Source organism: Vibrio bivalvicida, assembly GCF_001399455.2.
Classification (GTDB): Bacteria; Pseudomonadota; Gammaproteobacteria; order Enterobacterales; family Vibrionaceae; genus Vibrio; species Vibrio bivalvicida.
On sequence record NZ_LLEI02000025.1, the window covers coordinates 40,101 to 57,454 of the forward strand.

Consider the following 17,354-nt stretch of genomic DNA (forward strand, 5'->3'; position numbering starts at 1 on the left):
AACTGGAGAGCAGGGCTACTTGGCGAATATGAAACCATAATTATGGTTTATTAAATGATTATCATATACCAGAGAGTAAAGAAGTTGAAGACAAAGGGTTTTGACGAAGAGTGTAGGAGATCGAATGAATAGGAAGTATATCGTGACAAATTAACAATCTAGTTTGGATGATAAGAACAACCCCTTCACTATATTTAGGGCAGCAGCTCTTTAACATCACAGTCCAACGCTCTTGCTAATTCATAGGCTTTATCAAGCGTAATGTTTACCTCTCCGCGCTCAATACGACCGACATAGCTTCTATCAATGTCAGATGTCAGCGCTAGCTCGTCTTGAGACAAAGCTCTAAGCTTTCGCATTTTACGAACTTTTAAACCAAATTTTAATGCTAAGTCTTTCATTTTATGCCGATTGTAAAATCAAAGACTATGTGTTCTTGAAGGTAAATTATCCACGGACTATAATCCGCAAAAATCTAAATTTGAAATATGATGAGTAAAGAAAAAAAACATCAAGTTAATAAAGACATCTATGACTATCTTGTCTCGGTTGGTAGTGATTCCTTTACTGTTACCCAAGTTAGAAACGCCATCTATCCCAACTCAGCTATATATCTAGATAAACATACGGCCAGAACCTACGTTAGTCGTCAATTGAAGAGGCTTGAAATTTTAGGCGTGATTGATGGAGAAGGGCAACCAAGAACGAGAATCTATACAAAAACACCAAAATTTGATTTGGTTAAATTTCAAATAACTGAGCGTCAGCACCCAGACCAATCTGTCCTCAACCAGCTTGAACGTGAGATTGGCCAATTAGAGTTGGATTTAAACTCAGCGTTAACTGAAGTGAAAGAATATGAGATCCTTATGACACGTTCAGAAATTCTGGGGCCAATGCTTAAACCTCTGTGTAAAGAGGCTAGAACCTTAGCGTCCTCACTTGTTGCAAAGCTTAAAGTCCGTGAAAAAGCTATAGAGCTCCTCAGTAGTAATTCGTAACACGCAAGATAATACAGTCGAATCTCTAGGTAGTTATATAACAACCTCTAAAATTTGATTGAGTAGGGTATCAGTTAACCCAGTTTCGAGATCCGATGTAAAGATACGATTTTTATAATGTCTGCTTATCCCATGTTGGCCTATATCCCCACATATAAACCAATAAGCATCTAATTTTGATGCGTGTATGACTAGTCTACGGATAGGATCACCATCTCCAAGCCGAATACTTAGATCTGCATCAGGGGCCAAAACATCACTTCCAAACAGGTTACGTTCGAGGAAATGCCTGCGGTTATACCGGGGATCGATTGGATAAAGCAAAAGCCCGGCTTCAGTTGCAATAAGTTGAAGCTTTGCTATAGCATCCATATCCGGCGGCACTGCATCTAATAGATTGACACCAAAGCACTTTCTCCATTCATCGAGTAAAACAGATAACTCATTATCCGACTCAATATAGTTCTTAGAGTACAGCAAGCTGTTGATGTCAAAATACAAGATTTTCATCGAATGAATTTGCCTTTTTGTTTGAGAATAGTGAGTAGGCTACGTTGCTCATTTTACCACTTAGTAAATTTGACTATCAAATTATTCGTCCTTTTGAATCTCAGATACCAAGAGGTTAATTTGTGATGAGAATACCAAGGCTACCGATTATGAATCGGAGGACATATAAAGATTTACGTTTTCGTAAATGGCTGATACTATGGAAAAAAATGTATCTAATTACTTTATGCTCATTGATATACTTGATGCTTCCCATGGTGACTGTATCTTGATCACATGCGACGAAGTCTTGGTTCTAATAGATTCCGGGCCTAAGAAACTAAAAGTTCGGCAAGTAGTGGTCGAACGGCTCAGTACTCTTTTGAAAGGGAAGAGTATAGATTTAGCTATCGTGACTCATAATGATGATGATCATATAGGGGGGTTTAAGTACTTATTGGAGAGTGGTATTTCCATAAAGTCTTTTATTTTCAATAGTATTGATATACTACCAAAGATAGTAAAACCAAACAAAAAAATTAAAAAGATTTCATTTCGTCAAGATCGTCAGCTCTACAGATTACTCAACGACAGTGAAGTTAAAGTCGGAACACTACAATTTGAAAGTAACCCTATCGAATTAGGTGGTTTAAAAATAACCCCTCTAACCCCAAATCACGCAATACTTTCAAAACTTAACGAAAAAGTTGAAAGAAAGAACAAAAGAATATCGGCACACCAGCGAATAGAACCAAGTATCGAGAGTTGCATTGATGAAATAAAAGCAGGAGACGATTTATTCGTTGAAGATCGCTCGATCACAAATCGCTCTAGTGTATCAGTCATTCTTGAGTTTCAAGGAAAGCGAGCACTCTTTCTTGGAGATTGCCATCCATCAGACCTGATTTCTGCAATCCATGAAAAGCAGTTTGATGATACTCGTTTTGATATTGTTAAGCTTTCACACCATGGGAGTGAGAAGAATACTAGTTCTGAACTCATTGAAATACTGGGGGAAACTGAGTATATCTTGTGCGCAGATAAATCTAATCATGGTCATCCGAACAATAAGACTATAAGTAGAATTCTAATGCAATATCCAAGTGCAACGTTTCATCTTAGCGCTAGTAATGAACTGTTGAGCTCAATCTTTAGCTCTTGCATAAACCTTGGTTACCCTGTAACAACATCAATCCCTACTGAGGGGGTCAATAGAGTACAGCTATGAGTAGAAGAAATGCCGTTAAAATCAAGACGTTATTATCAGAGTCTAGTGGCTATCACTTTAAATCATCTTCTGACGAAAGCTCATATGTCATAGGCTCGAAGCATGGATTTTGCAATAAGGTAGACGATTGTCAACCCTATAATGATGGAGAGCCCGATTGCTGCAGAGTATGCGATGTTCAGCTAGATATTAGCACCATAAGTTTGTACAAGAAAAGTAATCAAAAACTAACTCCGTTGCGGGTGTACTCTTTCCCAAAACACGATATAGCGGTCATTGAAGTTGAAGAGCTAAGCACAACACCTATCAAAATTGGCACATTGGAAGAGAGTAAAGGGGAATACGTTGCTACTGGATACAAGTCTGATTCAGATTGTCCTTCCCGATTATTGCTAAATAATCCTGAGCTCGAAGGTGATGAATGTTACTTCAATGTAGAAAGCAATGTTGTTGCAGAGCTGGTAGAAAAAAGTGAAGAGCTTGTAGGAATGTCGGGGTCTTTAGTCGTAAGTAAACTTAACTCAGATATACCAATTGCATACTCTGTGATTACGACTAATGAGGAAGCCAACGATGTCTTAGGAGAGTTGCTTCAACTGGTCAATTTCGAGCCTATGAACGATTTCTTTGGCTCAAAGATAATTCATAAGCAGCGTTGCAAAATTAATATAGACACGAAGTTTAAGGACCATTTCAAAGTACTATCCACGATAACTGTTTGTGATAATCTCGATTTAACAGTGTTAATACCTGTAAAAAAAGGCTTCCCACATTTCAATTTGAACCCAATCGCAAGTTCTCTAATCAGCGAGTTTGAAACAATCCTTGGCCACAACTCAGAAAACAAATCAATGCTCACTGTTTCTGCCTTGAGAGTATTAGAGCAAAAAAGGGAGCTACAGCCAGCATACAAGTTGCTCACCAGTAGGTTAGTCGAGTCCATGCTAAACGCTCCTCATATATATTCTACTTACATAGATCACATGCACTACCACCATGTTCACTTGCTAAATGATTCCGAAGCAGGAGCCGAATTTTTGGTTTCAAGTTTTGGAGGAGAAGGAGCTTCGGAAACCGATTTAGATACTACGTTGGAACATATTCTTCATCGAGTAAATTCCTATGCTTACAATCCATCTCTAATATCCGAAAGAGCATTTTTAGATGTCAAGTATTCGGAGGAAGAGTGTGAGGCACTCTACGAAGTTTTGTTTGGAGAAAATGATGACTTTATTCGAAACATATCTATAATGTACTGTATAAATTTACAGTATCTTTTTGCTTCTCCAGATCTGGAGGTAGAGAAACAGATAGAACAATTTGTGGAGAAGGCTGGTAAGAATATTAACAAGTCCACATTACAGCAAATTGAAAATCGATTAAATGTAAATTTATATGTTTTACCAACGAACAAGTGTAATGAGTTAACTGAACTTGTAGAAGGATTACTTAAATGAGTGTGAGTGCTGTTGACTATATTTGTAACCGAATAACGAATAGTGATGATTTTGAGTTAAAATACAAAAAATTGTTTCTTGCCACGTCAAAGAACCGATTCAGCTCTTTTGCTTCAAACCCGCTCTCCAATGCTGAATACAAAAAACTCTTAAAGTATTCTGACTTTCTTTCAAATTCACAAGATAGTATTCATCGAAGTTTGTCTTTGAAATTAATTTCATCCTTGTATGAACTATACAATGATGAAATTAATTGCCAATTAGTCACCAAGGCTATACTTAGCAAGTTTGGATTATTTTCTGCTGAAGATAAATTCGTCGATTCTTCACTTAACCTTCCTGTAAGTATCCAATTATCAAGCACTTATAGAAAGATGAGTCAAAAAATAGGCACGACTGAAGATATATTCACCAACGCTCAATTTGAAATCTATCAGTCTATTCTTAAAAATTTAAACTTTAGTTTTTCCGGGCCTACATCACTCGGTAAGTCCTTTCTTTTGAAAAATACCTCAATTGATCTGTTGTCAATCTCTAGTAATATTGTTTTTATCCTTCCAACAAAAGCATTGCTCGAAGAATATTTAATAGACATTAGAAAGTTACTTAGACAACGTGGTATTGATGGTGTAAATGTAACCAAATCAGTTTCAGGCTTTTCTAAAACAGAAAAGAATATATTGATATTCACTCAAGAGAGATACAACAGTTTTCTTTTCGAGCAAGGCTACTCGGACGAAGTGGTTGATGTTTTATTTGTAGACGAAGCACATAAACTAGCAGACAAACGAAGTAAAAGGTCAATTACTCTCTTTAAAGTGATACGAAAAACAATAGACAAGTTTCCAAGTTCAAAGATAATTTTTTCAAGCCCCGTAATTTCCAATCCGGAAATGTTTTTTAAAACGTTTGACATAAAGAATCACGCTAAAAGCCTAGTAGTTAAAGAAAGTCCTGTAACACAAAATTTATATTTCTGTGATCTTGATAAAAATAGTTTTAAATATTTTGATAACGTAACAAAGAATATTTTCAGTTTCAAACCTGAGCGGAGTTATAAGAATGGTTTTGATCTAATATCTTCTATTGGTAGATCTTATCATTCGAATTTGGTTTTTATTTCAAGCAAGATTGAATGTGTGAAAAAGTGTGGCGACTTCATTGACTACATGATAGAAGAACGCATTATCTCAGAAAGCGAGGACGAGGAGTTACTTAAGGAGTCCGAATTCATTTCAGACTTTATACACAAAGATTTTATTCTTTCTAAGTATCTTAAATACGGCATTGCTTTGCATAATGGTTCATTACCAATTTTTATTCGCAAAAGAATTGAAGACCTTTATGCTAGAAAGAAAATAAGGTACATATTTTGTACATCTACGTTGCTTGAGGGCGTAAATTTACCAACGCAGAACGTTTTTATTTACCCCTTTAATAAGTCAACTTTGAAAAATAAAGAGAAATGTAATCTGGATTTTTGGAATCTTGCTGGCAGGGCAGGACGTTACAAGAATGAACTCTCTGGAAACATTATTTGTATCGGAGAGTCGGAGAAAAATTGGGATTTAGTAGAGCAACGAGCAAAAGAGAATGATGCGATTAACATAGACGATGGTTTCTCAACGTTGTTAAGTAAACATGTCAAAATTATTAATTACTTATCAGGTAAAACCAAATCCCCAGATAAAAATGTAGTTGAAATCAGTAACTTAATATTGTCTGAAGTCATGAAATTTCAAAAAACCGGCGAGCAAGGTAGCCTCCTATCTAACTTTGATACTAAAGTGGTAAGTAAGATTATAGATGCTTCACTTGAGCATATTAAAAGGAAAGGAATAGAAGGTATAGACCCGGTAGCCTTTGCTAGCAACCATAACTTCGACAGTGATATACATGCAAGAGCACTTAGTTACGCTAAAGACGCTAATAACATTCTCCGTTCTTATTCTCGTGATGATGTGGCAGATTATATTAAAATTATAAATGAAATATATAAATTGCGTAAAACAGACGACTCGTTACAACAATTAATTATTGTTGTCTATTCTTGGCTCATGGGCTCTCCTTTATCTGCCATCGTTTCTAACGGGATTAAGTATGGAAAGTCAGTTAGAGACCCAGAAACGTATAAATGGGTACCATTTGACAAAGATGATCCTTCTCAATTAAATCAAAAAATAATAGAGACAATCTCTTGTATCGAAGATGAAGTAACTTTTGCGTTAGAAAGTAGTTGCTCGCATTTTTATCAACTTACAAAATCAATTCATGGAGAAAATTATGCGGGTTGTAACTTAGCCCCAGCGCTTGAATACGGTACAATGGATGCTAAGCAGGTAGAACTTCAAGATTTTGGTTTTTCTAGGTTAGCCGCAAGCGAAATCGTTAAAAAGTATCGACACTGCATTACATTTTCGACTGCAAACTCGAAGTTAGTTGTTGATATTGAGAAACTTAGAGCTCAAACAACAGAGCATAGTATTATTAGAAAAGAGTTAAGCTGGCTTTCTAACTAATAACACTTGCTAGTAACAGTAACATGTCGATAACGTGTATAGTAGGTATCCAATACTACGCGCCCTAGATTTATAAATAGAGAGAGTTTTTAGATTTTTCTTATGCACCAATTGAAATTAATGTAGTTATCGAATAATAGTTATTAGGACGTAGAGGTCATTAATGTATTTAAAAAAGCTCGAAGACATTGACGTTAGTTTCAGCGACTACGAAGTTGGCCTAGATAGATTTGTTAGATCTGTTTGGGCTCTGCAAATGTATAGACATCATGTGTTTCGTGAGGAGCTGTCTAATCAGTTTATACTGGACATTAATCGCATTAATGAATCTTTGGGAATCTCTGTTAAGACCATTGATTTAAATGAGCACAAAGAGAGTTTTAGTTTGTCAGAGAACCTTAACAAATCGATAGAGGAAAACCAGTACCCAGTGTGGGTATGGTTTTACGGTGTCGAAGCGTTAAAGGAGCAAGACTTTTCTGGTTGGTTAAGAAGCCGATTAACAGCTCGTTCTATAGAAAATCTACGAGTTGTCTTTGTCGCTGAGTCAAGTCAAGATTATCAAGATGTATTTTGTGATAGTAGTGCTCCGTTTTATAAATCTACAATGTTACTCCAAACTCAAATGTTTACCTGAACGAAAAGCTAGTCGGGCTTTCAGAGAGATAACTCTCAGCTTAGTTTAATCCAGTAATGTATTCTAGAGACAGTCTGTCGGCTTTTTTAACTAGAACAGACAACTCGCCCCTAATTGGTTTTGTCCAGTTAATGGTGGAGTAAATGTGCAATAGCTTCACACAATCGTAACTCAAAAATATCCAGAACCTTCACAGGCACCATTTCTTTCTTAGCTCAGAAATGTCCAAATTTGCTTGTCAGGCCAAACTGTTCTGGCACGATTGTGCCCCAAAGCTTCTTAAGCTCATAAAACTGAACATCTAACTACTATTGCGATAGACCAAATTAATTTAATTCATACTTTGGGCCGTGGACGTGGAGTTTTCTGTAATTTACGCCAAAACTCTCTAACTGTTCACAGTACAGGTTGATATGAATTGAGTTTTACATTGAATGCTAGCAACATAAGCAGAGTACAAGTATGAAACATTCGTCAAATAAACGTTGAATACTTGCCATTATGCATTTATATCAAGGGTAAAAATATGAAACTTGAAGTTGTCAAATTAAAGAATTTTCGAGGATATGGGGCAGAAGTAACTATCCCTATAAATGACCTAACAGCATTCATTGGACGAAATGATGCAGGTAAATCAACAGTTCTCGAAGCATTGGAAATATTCTTTAATAACTCTATAGTCAAGTGCGAAAAAGATGATTTAAATATAAATGCAGAAAATAACTTAATAGAAATAACCTGTATTTTTGGTGAACTGCCTGAACAGTTAGTTATAGATTCTGCTTTTCCTACATCACTTGCTGAAGAACATCTACTAAACTCTGATCAAAAGCTTGAAATTAAGAAGGTATATTCAGCTACAGCGGCAAACCCAAAAGAAAAAACTTACATTATTTGTATGCATCCCACAGTCACTTCTGCAAGCGATCTTTTAACTTTGAAGCGCACAGATCTTAGAGCGAGGGCAAACCAGATAGGTGTTGCACAGGATGCATACAATGCATCTATTAATGCATCTATAAGGCAGGCGATTAGGGAAAATATTGAAGATTTAGACCTGTCGCATACGGAGCTACTTGTAGATAAAGAAGATAGTAAAAAAGTTTTCGACTCTATTAAAAGCTACCTTCCCTTATATGCTTTATTTCAGTCTGATCGACCAAGTAAAGATGATGATAAAGAAGTCACCGACCCAATGAAGATTGCTGTCCAGCAAGCATTAGCGGAACTGAGTGATGAAATAGAACACATAAAAAATGAAGTTAGGGAAAAAGCGATTGAAACAGCGAATAGAACTTTAGCAAAGCTTCATGAAATGTCACCCGACTTAGCAGACGAATTAATACCAGAGTTTAAAACGGAGCCTAAGTTTGATTCTCAATTTAAGCTAGCCATTAAATCTGAGAATGACATTTCCATTAATAAGAGGGGAAGCGGGGTACGAAGATTAATACTTTTAAATTTCTTCCGTGCAGAAGCTGAACGAAGACGGTCTATAAACGAAGGCAGTAACATTATATTTGCTTTTGAAGAGCCTGAAACATCACAGCATCCTGATCATCAACGAATGCTAATTGAAGCTTTCATGGAGCTTTCAAACACTCCAAATAGTCAAGTTATGTTGACAACTCACACTCCGTCTTTAGCTGGGCTATTGCCTCTAGAAAGTCTCAGATTTATCGAGCGAAATGCTCAAAATAGGACAATCGAAATGGGTTCTGATGAGGTGTTTGCTAAGGTTGCAGACACATTGGGTTTGTTGCCTGATCCTGTTTCTAAATATGCTAAAGCAATGCTTTTGCTCGAAGGGAAAGGTGATGTAACCTTTGTTGAACATGCCGCAGAAAAACTGAAGGAAGCTGGTTATATTCCCCATACTTTCGAAGAAAAAAGGTTTGCGCTAGTGCCTATTGGTGGTTGTGGCAACCTGAAGCATTGGAAAACACTACAATTAGCTGAACAATTTGACATACCATATTGCGTACTGCTGGATTCAGATAAGGGTACAAATGAAGAGCAACAAAATTTAGACAAAGTTAGTGAAATGAGAGCTGACGGTATCAAAGCATATACGACCCGTAAAAGGGAACCTGAAAACTACATTCATTTAGATTGCTTAACTCTACCTGCGGGAAGCCAGTTTAGCTTTACCGATACGTGTGACGCTAAGGTTATGATTGGTAAGGAAAAAGGCACGAGAAAAACTAACGTGTTAGAAGATTATTGGATTAGAATGTCTGCTGAACAAATTAGGGAAATGGAATCATATAATGAGGATGGCGAGCAAAGGTTCGAGTTCACTGAGATGTTTAATGACTTTTTGGAGTTAGTAGAATAAGCAGATAACAGCAAAAACTTAAAACTATAAGATACTTTCTCTAATCCACTTAAGGTGTGTTAGTCAGGATATAGCTAACACACCTTTCCCTCAGCTAGGCGATATTTTGCAGCTTAGCATTCCTTTGTGCGATATAAGTTATTGATTTTAAGTTGATTCCATATGAATATGAGCGTAATACACAAGAAAGCGTTTAAGAGTGACTCGGCACGCGAGGTATTTTTACTAGGCGTTGGCTTTAGTGGTTAAGGTGTTATGCGGAAGCTTGAGTATTGCGAGCCTCACACCTTAACAAGGAGTTAGGAATATAAGGATAGATCGTATGTTAGCTGAAGTTGCTCAGGAACTTAATTCGTTAGCTGGTTCGTACTCTGTTGGAAGCTTGCAGAAATTCAGAAAAGACAACAATAGTTTCTCACGTTTGCCGTCAAAACAGTTGTTCGATCTAAGAACTGTTTTTGAGGATGAGGGTTATGGTTATCACTATGGTGGTCGTAAAGAGCTTCAGTTTAACATTGGCATTGAAGGCGATTACCTTAGGTACGGGATAGCTTTCTCTTTAGAATGCAGTCAATCGCTTCCGAGTATAGATATACTCGTTCCCAAAATATCATTATTTAATGAATATCTCTCTGAACACGTAGAAAACTATTTTGACTTAAGGATGTGGCATTATCAAGGCGGTAAGCGAAGCAATGACCACATGCCTTGTCAAATCTCACCAGAGCTTGTTCGAGAAGGTACTTTCATCTTTCTTGGTTGTAAACAAATTGCTACTGATGTTAACTATGCGGAGATTATGCGAATTTTTGATAGATTATATCCATTGTATTTGTTTACTGAGAAAAATTTGAATTTAATTAAAAACACAGAGTTTAAGTTTAGGTTTAAGTCAGGTTGTAGTTTCAAACGGTCTGAAACATCAGCAAACTACAAAAATAAAATATTAAACGTAGAGCTTAAGCATAATGAGATGCAGTACCAACTACATAAGGAACTAGCATTAGAGTTTGGTGCAGAAAATGTTGGTACTGAAATTCCTGTAGAAGGTGGAAGTATCGATTTAGTCGTCAAACGAGGTGATAACTTTTGGTTTTATGAAATAAAAACGGCGCAAAGTGCAAAATCTTGCATCAGGCAAGCTATGGGGCAGATTCTTGAATATTCATTTTGGTCTAAAAGCTATAAACCAGAGAAGATGGTTGTTGTTGGCCCTAATCAACTAAATGTACATGAGAAAGACTATCTAGATACATTGAACACTTGGTTTCAGATTCCTTTGGAATATCGAGTAGTACATAACTAACAATCTGCTTAAGAGTGATGCGCAAAAGGCATCTTCACTCTGCGTTGCCTCTTGCGATAAAAGGGGGATGGGGAGTAGGGAGAATGAGAGTATACGTTCTAGTCCTAACATTGCGTAAGAGTCACTGCATGTTGAACAAGGCAATCAATCTGGATTATCTTCGGCTTTACGGAGCTCAGCAATTAAAAAGTCAGAAAGAATGGATTCGATCGGGATTGGAGTGGTAACTTTTAACATTCTAATTATGCTAATCAGTGTATGTGTATTGGTAGAAAGTTGATCTTTAAGTCTTTGAATTTCTTTGTTTTGTCTTTTTATTCTAGCTAAGTAGGCAGCCTTTGAATTTCTTGAAAGAAAGATTTTTTCTTCAGAGTTAGACATACCTAAGCCACGAAGGTACTCAGCATTAGCTTGAGCAATAATATCTTTTCTACGCTTGGTCGAGAGGGTGCTTACTTGGCCATCTATGATACCTTTTGACTTTAACCGACGATGTATTAACACAGCAGTGATTTCATTTACAGTTCCCTCAGCTCTGATTAATTCAACTTCTAGTTGGATTGCTTCGTCTAGCTGGCGACCTCTTAATTTAATATTTGGCATGGTTAACTTTCCTTGTCGCGTTGTTCAATTCGACGTTGTTCAATTGAAAAGAAACTAGCTAATGAATCTGGTTGTTTGTACTCGCCAAGTTGTTCTCGGTTGGGTCTGTCTATCAATGATACTAACGTCCCCTTACTTAGAGCTAAATAAGATTTCTCGACCATTTTTTCTAAACCTGAAACAGATGAATTAATCTTGAGTAGAGACTCTTTATAGCTTTCGTCCTCATGCGCCAGTTCTGATAGTGTTTTTTGATTGGCCCTAGCTGTTACTAAGCTACGGACTAACTGCTCTAACTCTCCAGCTCTTCCTGTTAAGCTGTGGTAGCCACACTCTTGCCCACTCAAGCATTTGGCACCGAATGGGCACCCCCAAAGTCCTAGGTTTCTTGTACATGTACCTGTCGTCAATGCGTTTAAATGAGAGTGTCGAGAAAGCAAGTCATGTGCCTCCGTTGTTTTGCCTTCAAGCAATAGCTCACGGTAGACCTTATTTATATCCGGCATAAATTCTTCGGACAGAGCATCAGATAAGAACTTAACATTCTCATCATGTTGGCCATATGTATGAAGATTTCTTTTGATGTTTGCCTCTAATGAAAGTCTTGGAGAAAAGACCATTGTTCCAGTCGACTTTACATACGCTATCGGGCTATTAAGTTGAAGCTCAGTGAGTTCCGTACCAAATAACTCATTCAACTCGTTACTTAGGTGATGAACATTGCTTTCTATTGATGGGGAGAGTTGTTGAGAATTAATGTGCGCTTCACCGTTTAACACAAGATTTTCTGTGGAAGTAGGGTAGAGCTTTTGAGCTAATGCTAAGTGCTGGTAATGAATGTTTTGTGTGATATCTCTACGTCCCATTAAGGCTGCTTGTAAATGATCATCTATCCCAGCTATAGCTAAGAATGTATTTACGTTATGCCTAGGTATATGGGTTGTCAAAGATGCATGTTCACCATTGCTAGTCCTCATATCATATTTGGCGAATATGGATGTACCATTGCTTGAACCTAAAAACCTGGACATTATGTTTATGGGTATATCTGTGATTATAGTGTGAAATGTTCTCTTCTGTCTCAATCCTCCCATACCATCGGGCATGATGAATAACATATCTTCGAACTTTATTGGGAACGATTTTCCCGCATGTATCCTAACTCTAGTGAAAGAGCTTTCCTGATTAAGAAAATTACGCTTCTCTGCATAGCTTTTTAAAGCCATGTTTATTTCGGCTTTGTCGTAGTAATAATCCACCGTAGTGGGCCTTAAACGCTCTTCGTAGCTGGGGTGCAATCCAATATTGGCTAAAGCTTTACGCATGTTACTTTTTACGTTAGAGAAACTACTCCCTGACGTTGATATTAATGAATCACATAAGTCATCCAGCAAAACTGATTCGCCTGTAATACGCTCTACATTAGCAGGCAAAAAGTTGTTAAATGAAGATAGCCTACTTTTTTTAAGTTGCTCTCTATATGGGTGTGTTAGGGCAATAAGGGCCTTATATATTCCCTCAACTAAAGGAATTGATGTTGGTTCAACCCAATGTGCTCTTGCGGTTGAACCTTTCATCGCAAGGTAGTTAATCTTCAAGTCATATTGAGGGAGACCGAATTTTTTAGCTAGCTCGATAGCATCTTTGCTCTTAAGAGGTACTTTATCAAGAGAATCTAGCGCCAGTGCGGAAGCTTCTTCATAACGAAATCCAGTAACAATTAAGAGTAATAGCAGGTTCAACAGTATCCTCTCACCATCACTTTTTGCGACCCTGATTAGAGAAACAATAAATAGGAATGTTTCTAGAGAAATTAGCTTACTCGCACCTTCGATTTCATAAGGGTCGAATTCACCATTTGACGATAACTTCGCTTTCTCGGCTATTTTTCGCCGTTTGGTTCCCGAGGTATTAAGCCCGCCTAAATTATGCTGCCAGTCAATCTTGGTTAAAGTAAATTTTAATCCATCCAAAGTTTTGGACATGCACTGTAACTGAATCGCTGAATTTAATATATTATTGATATCATTGGACTTTGCTGAGCGTATAGATTCAAACGCATGCGAAAATACGTCATGAGAAATAAATATTGGGTTGCTTTGTCCAGTTACTTCATCGAGAGAATAATACAGCTGACGTGCAATGATATTATTAGCTCTCAATCTAGATGCTGATACTTCGCTTGTTAGGGAGATATCGGCCATGAACAAGGCTCTTAAAAAGTCTCTGTAGAGAGGTGACTCTATCGTCTTGGATTTCAGTTTATTAATCGAGCCCGTTCGATTGAATATGACGCTTGCTTTAGAGTGTCCCCGAAGCCATGCTTCACCCATCGGCCCAATACTTAAACTGTCAGCATTCCAGTCAATTATGCCTGAACCTTGGTTATTCTTTGAGTGCCACCTTACCTTTTGGTTTGCGATAAAATCTTCGAGGAGTTCTATGTTTTCTTTCATAACGCGCCTCTATTTAGCTCAAGATCTAAACGTTTTATTACCGTTAGGACGTCTTCTTTAATTTTCGTCAACAGGCTAATAACTGGGTTTCTTGGGTCTCCAATATCATCTGAAAGCTTGACGACAAGTACTATTTCTTTCTGAATACCTTTTAGCACTTTCTCATGGTTCCCATCTCTGAATGGACGGAAATATAAACAAGAGTAGCAGCAGCGAAGTTCACAAAAAGGGCATTTACTCGACGATCGATCACAACCACCTACATTAGTAACCAATGCCCCTCCGACGACTCCTGCAACTTTTCTACCTTGCCAACTCTTTGTGTCGGAGAAGGAACCATAAGCGAGTAGGTAGAGCATATTTTGCCATGTTGCATTAACACCAAGAGCCCGTAACCTAACTCTCGCTAACTCGGAAGTTGCCATAATGTAGTGTCGAGCGACAACACGAGAAGAATGCCCCATGATGAATGAAATATCATCAGCGCTTGAACCTTGCATTGCTAGGGAATGTCCAACATTGTGGCGAAACTGAGTTAACGTGAATTTGATTCGTGCACTCTTTCCCTCACTAACCAATTTCTGATAATCGACTGGGGCGAATTTTAGTATCTGAGCGTTTAGGAGACTGTTGTAAGAAGTAGAAGAGCTAGCATATACAGGGAAGAGTTTATCATTGGGTCTCAGACCCCGCATTCTTGTATACGTTAGAATAATGTTTGCTACTTCGTAGGGCAGAGCAATGTCCATTCGATTCATCATATCGACGAGAGACCCTTGCTTTGCATAAGGAATACTGATGCTAAATCGGCTCTCGTCCCGACTACTTTGGATGTCTACCTTAATATCACAAACTTTTAACTTATCGAGCTGCACTGGCCTGCTGCCTGTCACATAAGCCAAACCTAAAATACTGGCCGAAAGTAGCTCTTGTTCCGTAACGGGAATTCCTTTATCAATACTAACGCTCAGGCCCCATAAGCCGCGAAGTATCAGAGTCAAATACTCATCTGCTATTACATTGTCGGTATTTTGATAAATTGAGAATGTGTCCACTTTCGGACGAGGCAAAAGGGCTAATTTGTCTTCAATGGATTCACCGATTAAAGGAAAATCTTCTACTCCTAAACAGCGAAGCATATAAACTATGTCATAAAACGTGCGACTATTTTTAACTAGCTTTATATAGTTGCCGCTATCTAATAGTTCAATGATCACACTTGAATCAAAAGCTAGATCGTTAGCTCTTAACCAATTAAACAAGCCAGAAAGTGACAAAAAAATGCTTGGCAATGTACTTGAAATATGACTGGTTGCATATTTAGATAAGACGAATTTAATGAGTCTAATCTGATGCTTATTCTGCAATTTGTTGAAATTTATTGTATGATTTCGACCAGATACCCGAAATCTCCAAACATTTGGAGCAGTCTTTATCATTTTATCGTCGAATTCACTTGAACCAAACAGCATAACTTCATTTGGTAGGCTTAGTTTATCTATTAGTAGTGATTGCTCGTTACTAAAGCATGCCGGCTGAGATTCATTGGTCCTGTTTAAACTCATCAGAGGCCTCTTCTTTAGGTGTTTCTAGATAATCATTGATACTTATCAGATCTCGATTTATTCGATCTAGATTGTTTTGATTAGCTCTTTCTGAAAAAAATCGTCTTGCATATCTCATAGGCATTTTACTTACTGGCGACCAACCTCCGAGCTCCCTTAGTTTATCGACCGCATTATCCATGATGGTTTTTTCATTCAAAACCTGACCTGTATGAGCTGCCACGTCTACGGCTTTGTTATATTCCATTTCATATGTGTAAGCTAATAGCTCATATGCCCACGTATGCCTTGCCACTGATGGGGATAAACGGGGAGGTACTTCATACTCAGAGGAGTCGTAAAACACCGGAAAAAATATTTTCATTTGCTTCTGCACAGAATCAAATATGTCTCGTATCGTAGAGCCAGAAATAGGAGAGTAGGGGGATTTTGAGGAGGTGAATAGGTAATCATGGATAGTTATTGAGCTAGTATCACATGTGCTTTGGAATAGTTTCGCTCTATAGATTTTATAAAACCCTTTGAGGTGCAAATAGTCTCGTTCAGCAAGTGATAGAATTCGATGAGAATTAAGAGTCTTTATGCCAAGATGTTCACTACGGGGATCAACGTAATCATCAGTTTCTTCAACGTTAGTTATGATGAGAATATAATGCCTATTCCCACTAGGAGTTGGAGCCGACATTTTGAAAGAATCACCAGTAAGTAGAAGTAATTCCGCCCTACGTAAACCATAATTAAAATATAAACGTAGGATCAAGTCGTTTCTCAACTGAATAAACGTACTTTTCCAAGGGTTCATTGGGTTGGCAAAAGACGTTGTAGTCGGTACCGAAATAGCAAGTACAGCTTTCTTCATTATGCTTGGCATAGATTTGTAAACAGAATGCCGCACTTCTTTTGAACGTCCATTACCTCCACGTATGACTTTCATAGATAATGATAAATCCGAGATTTTCGCCATATAAAATCTTTGTAAAGTTGCACACTCTGTGAAGGACAAGCCCAAGTGAGCAGTTGAAACATATTCATTACACAAATACTTAAGAAACTTTATAACGGTGTTTACATGAACTGAATTGGCGATTTTGTTATTCGTGGTTGTAGCGTCGAGATAGTGGAGGCGTGATTCTTTGGTAAAGTCTGAGGTTATATGTTGCTTTGTACAAACAAACTCAAAAAAGTTTACTAGCTCAGAAATTGGAGTATCTAGTTGATAATTATTTCTTCTACACCAATAGCAAAATGACTCTCCAAACTTCATTTCCCAAAAAGTGTAAAAATACTTAAGCGATAACAAAGTCTTGTTTTTGGTTGTTTCTGATTTATTAGCGTATCTCGATAATACGTATAAGGTTGGAAGCAACAATGGAAGACCAGTAAAGTCGTCAACCAAGACCCAAAGCTTTTGCCTACCTTTTTCATTGCTCACTTCCGATACTTTGTACATAGCGCAACGCATCTCTTGGGAGAATCATATGAAGTTATAGTAGACGTATATCCGGATACAATCCAATAAGAGCAAGCTTCAGGCCGACCTAATAATCAGTTAGTTATACTTGCTATAACTAACTGATTATTAGGTATTTTATGGTAAATTACTTATGTTCAATATCTTTATTCAAACGCGGTGTAGAGCAATATGAAGTTATAGTACCACGCAGGTTGTTTAACATAATATACATAATGCGCACTGAGGGTGTAGGCGCAATTTAGTAATGTCCGGTTTGAGCAATTTTAAAATGTCCTCTTATG

Annotated in this window: 13 protein-coding genes; 7 read left to right on the forward strand and 6 right to left on the reverse strand. The window is 37.5% G+C overall.

What is annotated here, in order from left to right:
* Nucleotides 1–194: 194 nt before the first annotated feature.
* Nucleotides 195–401: a helix-turn-helix domain-containing protein gene (locus tag APB76_RS09705; RefSeq protein WP_054963341.1), complete on the reverse strand. Its 207-nt coding sequence runs from the start codon at nucleotides 399–401 to the stop codon at nucleotides 195–197.
* 90 nt (nucleotides 402–491) lie between these two features.
* Between APB76_RS09705 and APB76_RS09710 the strand changes: the two genes are divergently transcribed.
* Entirely contained in the window at nucleotides 492–1,001 is a 510-nt protein-coding gene (locus APB76_RS09710) for a hypothetical protein (protein ID WP_054963340.1), read from the forward strand.
* Between the two features lie 33 nt (nucleotides 1,002–1,034).
* Here APB76_RS09710 and APB76_RS09715 read toward each other — a convergent pair whose 3' ends face one another.
* A complete protein-coding gene (locus tag APB76_RS09715) occupies nucleotides 1,035–1,511 on the reverse strand; it encodes a hypothetical protein (RefSeq protein ID WP_054963339.1) in 477 nt (158 codons plus the stop codon).
* Between the two features lie 199 nt (nucleotides 1,512–1,710).
* Between APB76_RS09715 and APB76_RS09720 the strand changes: the two genes are divergently transcribed.
* The 6 genes from APB76_RS09720 to APB76_RS09745 all read left to right on the forward strand — a co-directional run bounded on the left by APB76_RS09720 (nucleotide 1,711) and on the right by APB76_RS09745 (nucleotide 10,975).
* Complete coding sequence (locus APB76_RS09720) at nucleotides 1,711–2,718, forward strand: ComEC/Rec2 family competence protein (RefSeq protein ID WP_237767898.1); 1,008 nt, start codon at nucleotides 1,711–1,713, stop codon at nucleotides 2,716–2,718.
* Nucleotides 2,715–4,175, forward strand: a complete 1,461-nt coding sequence (locus APB76_RS09725; RefSeq protein ID WP_054963338.1) for a hypothetical protein — start codon at nucleotides 2,715–2,717, stop codon at nucleotides 4,173–4,175. The genes APB76_RS09720 and APB76_RS09725 overlap by 4 nt, the downstream gene beginning before the upstream one ends.
* Complete coding sequence (locus tag APB76_RS09730) at nucleotides 4,172–6,694, forward strand: DEAD/DEAH box helicase (RefSeq protein ID WP_054963337.1); 2,523 nt, start codon at nucleotides 4,172–4,174, stop codon at nucleotides 6,692–6,694. The genes APB76_RS09725 and APB76_RS09730 overlap by 4 nt, the downstream gene beginning before the upstream one ends.
* Nucleotides 6,695–6,857: 163 nt before the next feature.
* The gene (locus tag APB76_RS09735) at nucleotides 6,858–7,331 is read left to right on the forward strand and encodes a hypothetical protein (RefSeq protein ID WP_054963336.1); all 474 of its coding nucleotides are present in this window, start codon (nucleotides 6,858–6,860) and stop codon (nucleotides 7,329–7,331) included.
* A 526-nt stretch (nucleotides 7,332–7,857) separates the two neighbouring features.
* Nucleotides 7,858–9,669: an AAA family ATPase gene (locus APB76_RS09740; protein ID WP_054963335.1), complete on the forward strand. Its 1,812-nt coding sequence runs from the start codon at nucleotides 7,858–7,860 to the stop codon at nucleotides 9,667–9,669.
* A 322-nt stretch (nucleotides 9,670–9,991) separates the two neighbouring features.
* Nucleotides 9,992–10,975 carry a hypothetical protein gene (locus APB76_RS09745; protein ID WP_054963334.1) on the forward strand — a complete coding sequence of 328 codons (984 nt, stop codon included), beginning with the start codon at nucleotides 9,992–9,994 and terminating at the stop codon, nucleotides 10,973–10,975.
* A 144-nt stretch (nucleotides 10,976–11,119) separates the two neighbouring features.
* On the opposite strand, the gene APB76_RS09750 is transcribed toward APB76_RS09745, so the two are convergent.
* From APB76_RS09750 to APB76_RS09765, 4 genes are read right to left on the reverse strand one after another with little or no spacing between them, the layout of a single operon-like run.
* On the reverse strand, nucleotides 11,120–11,578 hold the full coding sequence (locus APB76_RS09750; RefSeq protein WP_054963333.1) for a hypothetical protein: 459 nt from the start codon (nucleotides 11,576–11,578) through the stop codon (nucleotides 11,120–11,122).
* Nucleotides 11,579–11,580: 2 nt separating this feature from the next.
* Nucleotides 11,581–14,034, reverse strand: a complete 2,454-nt coding sequence (locus APB76_RS09755; protein WP_054963332.1) for a hypothetical protein — start codon at nucleotides 14,032–14,034, stop codon at nucleotides 11,581–11,583.
* Nucleotides 14,031–15,599: a site-specific integrase gene (locus APB76_RS09760; protein ID WP_054963331.1), complete on the reverse strand. Its 1,569-nt coding sequence runs from the start codon at nucleotides 15,597–15,599 to the stop codon at nucleotides 14,031–14,033. The genes APB76_RS09755 and APB76_RS09760 overlap by 4 nt, the downstream gene beginning before the upstream one ends.
* Complete coding sequence (locus APB76_RS09765) at nucleotides 15,577–17,031, reverse strand: site-specific integrase (RefSeq protein ID WP_157633196.1); 1,455 nt, start codon at nucleotides 17,029–17,031, stop codon at nucleotides 15,577–15,579. The genes APB76_RS09760 and APB76_RS09765 overlap by 23 nt, the downstream gene beginning before the upstream one ends.
* Nucleotides 17,032–17,354 lie beyond the last annotated feature (323 nt).

Excerpts from the sequence above, each read along its gene's own strand:
- APB76_RS09750 (WP_054963333.1), bottom strand. The coding sequence starts at position 11,578 with ATGCCAAATATTAAATTAAGAGGTCGCCAGCTAGACGAAGCAATCCAA.
- APB76_RS09740 (WP_054963335.1), top strand. The coding sequence starts at position 7,858 with ATGAAACTTGAAGTTGTCAAATTAAAGAATTTTCGAGGATATGGGGCA.
- APB76_RS09720 (WP_237767898.1), top strand. The coding sequence starts at position 1,711 with ATGGAAAAAAATGTATCTAATTACTTTATGCTCATTGATATACTTGAT.
- APB76_RS09760 (WP_054963331.1), bottom strand. The coding sequence starts at position 15,599 with ATGAGTTTAAACAGGACCAATGAATCTCAGCCGGCATGCTTTAGTAAC.
- APB76_RS09745 (WP_054963334.1), top strand. The coding sequence starts at position 9,992 with ATGTTAGCTGAAGTTGCTCAGGAACTTAATTCGTTAGCTGGTTCGTAC.
- APB76_RS09730 (WP_054963337.1), top strand. The coding sequence starts at position 4,172 with ATGAGTGTGAGTGCTGTTGACTATATTTGTAACCGAATAACGAATAGT.
- APB76_RS09705 (WP_054963341.1), bottom strand. The coding sequence starts at position 401 with ATGAAAGACTTAGCATTAAAATTTGGTTTAAAAGTTCGTAAAATGCGA.
- APB76_RS09715 (WP_054963339.1), bottom strand. The coding sequence starts at position 1,511 with ATGAAAATCTTGTATTTTGACATCAACAGCTTGCTGTACTCTAAGAAC.
- APB76_RS09710 (WP_054963340.1), top strand. The coding sequence starts at position 492 with ATGAGTAAAGAAAAAAAACATCAAGTTAATAAAGACATCTATGACTAT.
- APB76_RS09735 (WP_054963336.1), top strand. The coding sequence starts at position 6,858 with ATGTATTTAAAAAAGCTCGAAGACATTGACGTTAGTTTCAGCGACTAC.
- APB76_RS09755 (WP_054963332.1), bottom strand. The coding sequence starts at position 14,034 with ATGAAAGAAAACATAGAACTCCTCGAAGATTTTATCGCAAACCAAAAG.
- APB76_RS09725 (WP_054963338.1), top strand. The coding sequence starts at position 2,715 with ATGAGTAGAAGAAATGCCGTTAAAATCAAGACGTTATTATCAGAGTCT.